This is a genomic window from Cyanobacteriota bacterium, from assembly GCA_025054735.1.
Lineage (GTDB): Bacteria > Cyanobacteriota > Cyanobacteriia > SKYG9 > SKYG9 > SKYG9.
Genome location: JANWZG010000118.1, coordinates 1 through 9756, shown reverse-complemented (window position 1 = coordinate 9756; position 9756 = coordinate 1). Strand labels below are relative to the sequence as shown.

Sequence of the window (9756 nt, the reverse complement as noted above, 5' to 3'; positions counted from 1 at the left end):
TGACACCAGCGATCGCCTCTATTTTGAACCCCTGACCAAAGAGGATGTTCTGAATATCATCGAAGCGGAGCACCCAGAAGGGGTAATCATTCAATTTGGTGGACAAACACCCTTAAAGCTCTCTGTGCCTCTACAAACCTACTTGGAACGCGCTGCTAGGGAAGGATCAAGCATCCCCACAAAAATTTGGGGCACCTCTCCTGACTCTATTGACACGGCTGAAGACCGAGAGCGCTTTGAAGCCATCCTGAAAGAGCTAGGAATTGCTCAACCCGCTAACGGCATTGCTCGTAGTGTAGAAGAAGCCCTAGCAGTTGCTCAGAAAATCAGCTATCCGGTTGTTGTCCGCCCTAGCTACGTGCTAGGAGGTCGAGCCATGGAAATTGTGTATTCCGATGCTGAGCTGGAGCACTACATGACCTACGCCGTACAAGTGGAACCTGATCACCCGATTTTGGTGGACAAATACTTGGAAAACGCCATCGAAGTAGATGTTGATGCGATCGCCGACCACACGGGTCACGTCGTTATTGGGGGAATCATGGAGCACATCGAAGAAGCTGGGATCCACTCTGGAGACTCTGCTTGTTCCTTGCCAACGGTCTCCCTGTCTGATGCTGTTCTGAGCACTATCCGCACCTGGACGATACAACTGGCCAAGCGCCTTAGTGTGGTTGGTCTGATCAATATTCAGTTTGCTATCCAAGGTGAGCAGGTCTACATTTTGGAGGCTAATCCTCGCGCATCACGGACAGTACCTTTTGTTTCTAAGGCGATCGGTGTGCCCTTGGCCAAGCTTGCCGCCCGCATCGCCTCTGGCAAAACTCTGTCAGAGCTAGGCTTTACCCAGGAGATAATCCCCCGTCACATAGCAGTAAAAGAAGCTGTGCTGCCCTTTGCCAAGTTTTCTGGTACGGATACCATCCTAGGGCCAGAAATGCGGTCAACGGGTGAGGTCATGGGCATTGACACTAGCTTTGGCATCGCATTTGCCAAGGCGGAGCTAGCTGCTTCTCAAGAGTTGCCCTTGTCGGGGGCAGTGTTGCTAACCGTTAGTAATCGAGACAAGGCTACAATTGTGCCTGTTGCTAAGGAGTTTCTAGAATTGGGCTTTACCCTGATTGCCACCGATGGCACCTGCAAGGCATTGCGAGCGCAGGGACTAGCAGTAGAACTGGTGCTGAAACTCCACGAAGGCCGCCCCAACGTGCTTGACCTGATCAAGAGTAATCAGATTCAGCTTATCCTGAATACTCCCTCTGGGGAAGAAGCACGGGCAGATGGTCGTCTCATTCGGCGCACCGCCTTGGCCTACAAAATTCCGATCGTTACGACGATCGCTGGTGCTAGAGCGACAGCAAGTGCTATTCGTTCCCTACAAACTCAATCCTTAACGGTAAAAGCATTGCAAGACTATTTTCAACCGTAAGATGGAAACCTGTGAACACTTGGCAAAGGCTATGCCATCGGGATGGGAGGTGATTTGGTAATGTGATGGTGATGAATCAACGTGTGAACTTGCCAGTCAGCTTGGGGGGTTGGGTAATCGCTCCGGAAATGTCCCCCCCGACTTTCTGTGCGAAACGCAGCACTTTCAAGAATCAAATAGCTGATATCCAGTAGGTTGCGGGTTTCACTCCAGAGCCGCACCTGAGAATCTGTCAACCCAACCGTCCCTAACTCAGTGGGGGTTGCGATCGTGGTTAACCTGCGGGTTAGGGCTAAGTTGGCGAATACCTGTCGCCATTGAGCTACTTGGTCGATCGCGGCTGTTAACTGGTTGCCCGTACGGCAGATGCCTGCACTCTGCCAAACCAACTCTGGAAGGGTCGATCGCAGCTCTTGCACCACAGTTATGTCACTAGTTAAGTCGCTAGTTATGTTGCTCTTGTCGATGTCTACATCATCTTGCACCCTTACCGGAGGCTGCTGCTTGGGTTCTAACCACTTAAGGTCTTCCATCTCTGTCTTCAAGCAGGCACCGAATACAATACATTCCAGCAATGAGTTACTTGCCAAGCGATTGGCACCATGCACACCCGTGCTAGCAACTTCTCCAACGGCATACAACCCTGGAATAGAGGTGCGGACATGATCTACGGCCACACCCCCCATCCAGTAGTGGGCGGCTGGGCTGACGGGTATAGGTTCACGAAACACATCCACGCCCCATGCTTGGCAAACTCGAATGATGTTAGGAAAGCGGTATTGGATTTTGTCTGGAGCAATAGGGCGCAAGTCTAACCAAACATGGGATGCTCCCGTTTGCTGTAAATGGCTGAAAATAGCACGGCTGACGACATCACGAGGAGCTAGTTCACCCTTAGCATGATAGTCAAAGGCAAAGCGGTGATTAGTATGGTCTAACAGGTGTGCTCCTTCACCTCGCACAGCTTCGCTGATCAGAAAATGGGGAGCACCGGGCTTGGCCAGGGCTGTGGGATGAAATTGGACAAATTCTAAGTCTCGTAACCAAGCGCCCGATCGCCATGCCATGGCTACACCATCACCTGTGCTCAAGGCAGGGTTAGTGGTGTGGGCAAACACTTGACCCCCGCCACCCGTTGCCAAGATAACAGCATTAGCCTGGAGCCAGTACAAACGCTGTTGGTAAGCCAGATAGACACCATGACAGCGATCAGCCTCTATCCACAGGTCGATGACGATGGCAGGCGACAATACCTGGATATTGGGACGCTTGATTACCTGCTGAGCTAACACACTGACCACAGCCCGACCAGTAGTGTCAGCCGCATGAAGCACACGCCGCCGAGAATGAGCAGCCTCTAGGGTGAGGGCTAGATTGGCACCATGGTGATCAAAGGCCACCCCCAGATCGACCAAGGCCTGAATGCAAGCAGGGGCCTGTTCTGCTAAAAACCGCACGGCGGCTGGCTCACATAGTCCGGCTCCTGCCTTTAGGGTGTCGGCAATATGTAACTCTGGGGAATCATCAGGAGCGATCGCCGCTGCAATTCCTCCCTGTGCCCAGTCACTCGCCGACAGAGACAGTGGCTCTTTGGAAATCAAGCCAACTTGCAAGGATTGAGGTAAGCACAATGCAGCGTATAGTCCAGCCGCTCCAGCCCCCACAACAATTACATCAAACGATCGGTCATTGGTCATCGGTCAGGAGTCGTTAGTAATTAACATTGATGATTGGTTTGGATTAGCCTAAGTAGCTCCCAAAAACAAGATGGAAGAGCACTATTGCAACTCTTCCATCATGCTGCTTGCTATACAAGTGAATTCAGCACTAATAGCCAGTATGACTCACCGGCTAGGTTAATACGGCGTTAATGCAGCTATTTGTAGATGCCGTTGTTGAAGCGATCGCCGCCCTCAACTAGGGCTGCTTCTGCAGCAGTAACTGTAAAGTTGTCTAAATTCTTTTTCAAGATCTCCTTTTGCCGATCGGTTAGACCGGGTATGGACAGCACATCTTCAACTTTCTCGAAGGGAGCATTTTTGATAATCAGCCTTGCCAGGGTAGGATACAGTCCTGGATAGTCTAAAAATGCCCGCACATTGGTGTTGTTCAAATCAATCTTTTTGCCAAACTCTGTCTTCAGCTTGTCATCCATCACATTGCGGGGTACTACCTCTTCAGCAGCCAGTACCACAGCCCCTGTAAATGGAGACAGAATTGAACCCCTCAATTCAGCCGCCAGAGCGCCTTGAGGTAGTGTCAACCATCCCAAGCAGCCTACTACTATGCTTAGAACTGCTAACCAGCTTACAAAGCGCTTCATTGCTCCAGACCTCCCTAAAAGTGCAATCAATGATGTAATAGTTCTTAAAATATTGGGCTTGTTAATTCCCAATCCCCTAAAATCTTAGCCTACCAAGGTACACCGAATTGCGACTTTGTTGTGGGTTATTGCTGATTTGTCTCGTTTAGGGTGACTGATCCGATCGATTCAGTGCTATTCTGCGTCCTCCATTGATAGAAATGCTGTCAAGTCTCACTTAGAGCTTGCCATGAGGACTAAAGTCCTCACTACGAACTTCAGCTATGAGGACTAAAGTCCTCACTACGAACTTCAGCTATGAGGACTAAAGTTCTTACTACGAACTTTGGCTTGCTCTATGGACTAGGCTTCTCACTACGAACTTTTGACAGACTTGTGGGTAGCTGTAGAGATCTGACAGGCTAGATTTCTCAAGCAGTAAGAGGAGATAGGTTCCAGATAGGCAATATCCCTGGGCAAAGGATAGGGTCGATTATCAGGTCGATAAGATGGGGACAAGATGGCGCTTGTCGGTGAGGTGGCAACGTCTGTGAATTGTTGGTAGAGCAACTGGACAGAAATTGCAAGCCACAACTTAGATTGAGGGTAAGGTTAGTGTTGCTGCATTACCCTTTGGGGCTATCACGACATCGAGCCGAAACACCGTTAGGAGGTAAGAGACAAATTTGTAATCCTACTGGCGTGGTTAAGATCATTGCTTCTACGCCGAAGCCTTCACGCAGGTTGTCTGGGGTGATTACGTCGCTAGGCGAGCCGATCGCCACTAGTTTCCCCTGCCGTAGCATCGCAATGCGATCGCTGTAACGAGCCGCTAAGTTGACATCGTGCAAAACAGTGATAATGCTAAGGTTTTGTTGTTGATTCAATTTCTTGAGTAACTCCAGCAGTTCCAACTGGTAGTGCATATCCAAAAAGGTAGTGGGTTCGTCTAGCAACAAGACTTGGGGAGCTTGGGCCAAGGCGAGAGCCAAGAAGGCTCGCTGGCGTTCTCCACCAGATAGTTGCTCCACAGGGCGATGTTGAAATGCCTCCAGTTGGGTCTGGGCGATCGCCCCGTCCACATGGCGATGATCTGCTGCGGTTAGCTCCCATTGCCACCAAGGTTGGTGGGGAGTCCGGCCTAGACTCACCAACTGACGCACAGTGAGTCCGGCTGGAACCATAGACTGTTGGGGCAAAATGGCTAGCTGGCGGGCGACAGTTTGGGGAGACTGATGATGAATTGCTTTTCCATCCAACAACACAACTCCCTTCTGAGGGGCCAGAATCCGACTGAGCAGGCGCAGCAGGGTTGACTTGCCCGATCCATTGGCTCCGACTAGACTTAGCCATTCTCCCGATTGCAAAGACAAGTAGATCTCGTGGACGATAGCCTGATGAAAATAGCCGCCTGTTAGCCCTTGCGCCACTAGCAGGTCTGTCCCTTGCAGTTGGGATTGTTGATCTTGTACACAGCCTGGAGGCATCATCTGTTGAGGGTGCCAATCTACCTGCTGATTGTTGTTCATGCTACCTTGCTCCGGCTCCGCTGATAGAGCAACCAGATAAATAGCGGGGAACCGAGGAGAGCGGTGACCGCCCCGACCGGCAATTCAATAGCCCCCAACCGGGAGATCAAGTCGGCAAAAGTGAGCACCCAAGCTCCCCCTAGGGCCGACAGGGGCAGAATCCACCGATAGTCAGACCCAACTAAGAGCCTAACCCCATGAGGGACAACCAGCCCCACAAAGCCAATTAACCCGGCCATACTGACGGCACTCGCGGCTAGCAGGCTAGCAGTTGCACCGATCAATAGTCGCGATCGCAACAACGAGGTGCCTAGACCAACTGCCAAGTCATCTCCTAGATTCAGCACGTTCAACGGACGAGCTAGCAGGCAACCAGCCACCAGCGCGATCGCCACATAGGGGCCTACCATGGACATATCTGACCAGCCTCGCCCATTCAGACTGCCAATCAGCCAGTTTAATGCCGCTTGAACACGACCATCATCAGCTAGCAACAGCAGAGTAGTCTGCACTGCACCAAAGAGGGAACTAATAGCGACTCCAGCTAGCACCAGGCGTTCGATCGCTAGTCCTCCCCCAATGTAGCCCAAACCATACACCACCGTCGCCGTAAACAATGCGCCCACCCAAGCTCCCAGGGGTACCCACAGGGTCAGCACATTGAGGGTGATCAGGACGATCGCTACCAAGCCAGCCCCCGCAGAGATTCCCAACACAAACGGATCTGCCAGCCCATTTCGTAGCATCCCTTGCAACAATGCCCCAGAGAGTCCTAAGGCAGACCCCACCGTCAATGCCACCACAATGCGAGGAAGCCGCAATTCCCAAATAATGGTTTGGGGTAACGGGTCACCTTGATGCCACAGGGCTTGCCAGAACTGCTGCAAACTGAGATTAACAGCTCCTTGACAGAGCGCCACCATCATGGTCAATAGCAACACTCCAGCCAACCCAACCAGCGCTGGTAAGGGATGCTCTTTAGACGGAACTAGCAACTGAAACCAAGTTTGTCGATTGATCATAATTCATGAACTCAACTACCAGATGAGGCAGGTGCGGGTGCGGTGGCGGGTGGCGATGCTGCTTCCACGGGTGGGGGTGGCGCTTCCACTGGTGCAGGGGGAGGTGCTGCCACAGGGGCGGGTTCTGGTGGAGGGGGTGGTAATACTTCCACAGGAGCAGGTGGCAATGCTTCCGCAGGAGCGGGAGCAGCCGGTGCTGAATGGTTGGGAACCGCTGTAGGAGCACTCACTGAAGCTGGAGTTGTGGTTGCAGAGGCTGGCTTTGCAGGAGAGGTTACAGGGGCTGGCTTTGCAGGAGAAGTCACGGGGGCAGACGGAGAAGTCACGGGGGCAGACGGAGTAGTACTGAGCGGCTGTTGTCTGGGAGCTTCTTCCCGGCGGCGTTGCTCGGCTGCCCGTTGCTCTGCTTCTAAGCGCCGACGACGTTCATTTTCTCGTTGAAAGGCTGACCCTTCTTCTTCGTAAGTGACGCGCACACGGCGACTAACTCCTTCCGGAGGAACTGTCTGGGGGTCAAACCGCCATTGTCTCATGGTTTCTAGGGTAGCTCGATCCACCTCAGGATTGCCACTCGATCGCCGTAGTCGCACATCAACTGTACCATCAGGACGAATCCTTAGTTCCACCCTAGGGCTAGCTTCCGTTCCTGGATAAGCAGGCTTAGGGCAACTAATGCAAACAGGTTCCTGGGATCGACTAGGCTGAACCGGAGGTGGTAGTGGTATTGTGCTAGTAGCCGTCTGTACTGGCTTATCCCCAGGGTTACCCTCTGGTAGCCCCCTGGGTACCAACCCTGTAGACTGCTCAGCATTGCCAAACCCTCTGCCAGTGCCAGTGGGACTGGTGATAGAACCCGTTCTGAGTTGAGGGACTGCCGTGTCGCCCGATGCACTAGCCAAGGGTGCAACTGGGTCACCTGTAGTAGCAGGCGGCTCTTTCGTGGGTGCATCTTCACCAACAGACTTGAGAACTGGGGCAGCAGGAACCACCGGAGACAGCGGTTCCTCTAGCACAAATGCCGGTTCTTCTGGCACAAACGCCACCGCTTGGGGAAGGTCTACGTCTGGAGGTGGTACTTCGGCGATCGGCTCCTTCAGGGTTGGCTCCTCTGGGGCTAAATCTTCCACCACTAGTTCGGTTTCATCAGTCTCGTCAGGCTGCAAATTCACATCCCACCAATTCTTGACTTGCAGGCTCATAGCTCCAATATGGAAAACCAACGAGCCAGCTAAACTGCTAGCGAGGAAAAGCCTGAGCGCTCGTTGTTCTTTTTGTCGCTGTTGGACAACGCTGGTTAGGGAATTCATAGTAACTCAGGAGGAATACAGGAAGAGTAAAGGTCGTTGAAAAGGAACGATCGTCAGCGTTTCTGCGTAGCAATTGCTAGCTTGGCCCCCTCAATCTGGCGAATTTGATCAATCACAGCCACTACCCGATCGTGGGTCACTTCGCCATCAGCATTCAGCACCACCACCAGATCCTTGCCTGGTTCGCTTAACTGCCGCACCGACTGAGATAGGGCATCAACTTGAATAGGAGATTTGTTCAGATACAGTCCACCGTCTTTATTGAGGGTAACGGTCGCCCGGACAGCCTTTTGGGGTTTAGCAGACTGGGCCTTAGGCAGGTTTACAGTTAACCCTTCAAGCCGACCCAGAAACAGAGTAGACATGATGAAAAATGTGAGAATCGCAAAAATCACATCAATCATCGGCACAATGTTGATCTGAGGCGGTGCCTCTGGCTCAACGATCAAGCGTCGTCGCATAGGACACCTCCAGAGATGACTGTAGTTGCTTCCGGCGGCGGCGATAGAGAAGCTCTAACTCGGCAGAGTATTCCTGAATCATCGCCAGTTGCCGCAGATAGAATCCACGAAAGGTATTGGCAAAAAACAGCGTAACCACCGCAACAATCAATCCAAAGGCCGTTGAGGTCAAGGCTTCGCTAATGCCAGTCGTAACCCCTACAGTCTTGGTGCCGCCAATGTCACCTAGGTTGAGAGCCGCAAAGGAACGAATTAATCCCAGCACGGTGCCCAACAATCCTAAAAGGGGAGACAGGGTAACGATCGTATCGAACACGTTATTAAACCGTTTGATGACAGGCACCTCCGCCTGAGTTGCACCATCAATGGCCAAAGCTAGTTCATCTGGCTCTGCATCTTCTAGGGACATGGCTTCTAGAAAAATGCGGGCAATAGGCAAATCCACATTTTGTTCTAACTTCTCTTGGGCAAGGGATGGATCTTGGCGATAAAGAGCCAGCGACTCTCGCACTACCTTAGTCTGACGGCGATTGATGCGATACCAAAACACAATGCGCTCAGTAATGAGGGCGATCGCCACAATGGAAAAAATCAGCAACGGAATAGCCACAATCCCGGCTGCTGCTAGAGTTTCACCTAATCTTTGCATGATTTTGCCCCTTATCGCGCAGAATAAGCAACTCCAGTACAGGCCTGAAGCAGACTAGTCAACATCAAGTTATTTTTACGATTCTTGAAAACTATATAGCTTAATGAGACTAGTTTGCAAGTAGTTGTGCTAATCAACCCATCAAATCGCGAAGTGGAAATCTAGAACTTACTTGAGAGACATCAATAACTGGAGACTAGATGCAACCTTAGTAGGCAAATTAGTAGGCAAATTTTCTTTTGAAGAAAGATTCTTATTAGCTGGTTCACAGACTTGCCCTACCGATCAAAAATCACCTCTAGGCTCAATGAATTCGAGCAAGCTAGATGAACGCAAGAGTTTACCTCATCAATTCACAAGTTTGTGCATGTAATCGCCCCAGAGGGATGCCGCTAGAGCACTACTACCACGGGTAGGGGTTAGTTCGTCAGTTCCTAACCATACCCCTGTAACCAAGGACTGGCTGGGAATATAGCCAATAAACCACAAATCGGCATTGTTATTGGTGGTGCCAGTCTTGCCAGCTACAGCAACAGAACCAAGGGCAGCATTCCGCCCTGTTCCCCCTTGAACAACGCCCTCCAGCATTTGGGTCATGGTATCGGCAATCTGTGGAGCCAAGACAGTGCGCTGGCTCTCTGGGTCTAGGGCCTGGTCATAGATTAAACGGCAGGTTTTGGGGTCATCGCGCTGACCGCAGACAGAACCATCCAGAATGCGCCGAATTGCATGGGGAGGGTGGGCAACACCTCGATTGGCTAGCACTGCAAAGGCTCCAGTCATTTCTAAGGGTGTGACTTCACTTTCTCCCAACACTAAGCCAGGGGTAGCTCGTAGCTCAGACTGGATGCCTAATCGCCGCGCCGTCTGAATTACCCTTGGCAGTCCCACCTCCTGGGCCACTCGTAGGGCTATCACATTTTCTGACTGGGCTAATCCTTGCCATAGGTCTTGGCTGCCCCCTCCAGAGCGACACCCAGCGAAGATTTGTCCAGACCAGTTGAGGCTGGTACAAGGATAGGTAGTGTTGGGAGAAATTCCCTGCTCTAAGGCTGCG

9 protein-coding genes are annotated in these 9756 nt (G+C 51.8%); 1 reads left to right on the top strand and 8 read right to left on the bottom strand.

Going from position 1 to position 9756, the window contains the following annotated elements; all coding sequences use genetic code 11:
• On the top strand, positions 1-1429 hold a 1429-nt coding region (gene carB / locus NZ772_07545; protein MCS6813411.1), incomplete at its 5' end, for a carbamoyl-phosphate synthase large subunit.
• A 29-nt stretch (positions 1430-1458) separates the two neighbouring features.
• On the opposite strand, the gene nadB is transcribed toward carB, so the two are convergent.
• The 8 genes from nadB to NZ772_07505 all read right to left on the bottom strand — a co-directional run.
• The gene (nadB, locus tag NZ772_07540; GenBank protein MCS6813410.1) at positions 1459-3126 is read right to left on the bottom strand and encodes an L-aspartate oxidase; all 1668 of its coding nucleotides are present in this window, start codon (positions 3124-3126) and stop codon (positions 1459-1461) included.
• Positions 3127-3305: 179 nt separating this feature from the next.
• Positions 3306-3752, bottom strand: a complete 447-nt coding sequence (gene psbU / locus NZ772_07535) for a photosystem II complex extrinsic protein PsbU (protein ID MCS6813409.1) — start codon at positions 3750-3752, stop codon at positions 3306-3308.
• A 605-nt stretch (positions 3753-4357) separates the two neighbouring features.
• Positions 4358-5260, bottom strand: a complete 903-nt coding sequence (locus tag NZ772_07530; GenBank protein MCS6813408.1) for an ABC transporter ATP-binding protein — start codon at positions 5258-5260, stop codon at positions 4358-4360.
• On the bottom strand, positions 5257-6282 hold the full coding sequence (locus NZ772_07525) for an iron ABC transporter permease (protein ID MCS6813407.1): 1026 nt from the start codon (positions 6280-6282) through the stop codon (positions 5257-5259). The genes NZ772_07530 and NZ772_07525 overlap by 4 nt, the downstream gene beginning before the upstream one ends.
• A gap of 11 nt (positions 6283-6293) precedes the next feature.
• Positions 6294-7589, bottom strand: coding sequence for a TonB family protein (locus tag NZ772_07520; protein MCS6813406.1), 1296 nt, complete (start codon positions 7587-7589; stop codon positions 6294-6296).
• Between the two features lie 53 nt (positions 7590-7642).
• The gene (locus tag NZ772_07515) at positions 7643-8050 is read right to left on the bottom strand and encodes a biopolymer transporter ExbD (protein ID MCS6813405.1); all 408 of its coding nucleotides are present in this window, start codon (positions 8048-8050) and stop codon (positions 7643-7645) included.
• The gene (locus tag NZ772_07510) at positions 8028-8699 is read right to left on the bottom strand and encodes a MotA/TolQ/ExbB proton channel family protein (protein ID MCS6813404.1); all 672 of its coding nucleotides are present in this window, start codon (positions 8697-8699) and stop codon (positions 8028-8030) included. Before NZ772_07510 ends, NZ772_07515 begins: the two co-directional genes overlap by 23 nt.
• 348 nt (positions 8700-9047) lie before the next feature.
• Positions 9048-9756 (bottom strand): penicillin-binding transpeptidase domain-containing protein (locus tag NZ772_07505; protein MCS6813403.1); only part of this gene is annotated, 709 nt, incomplete at its 5' end.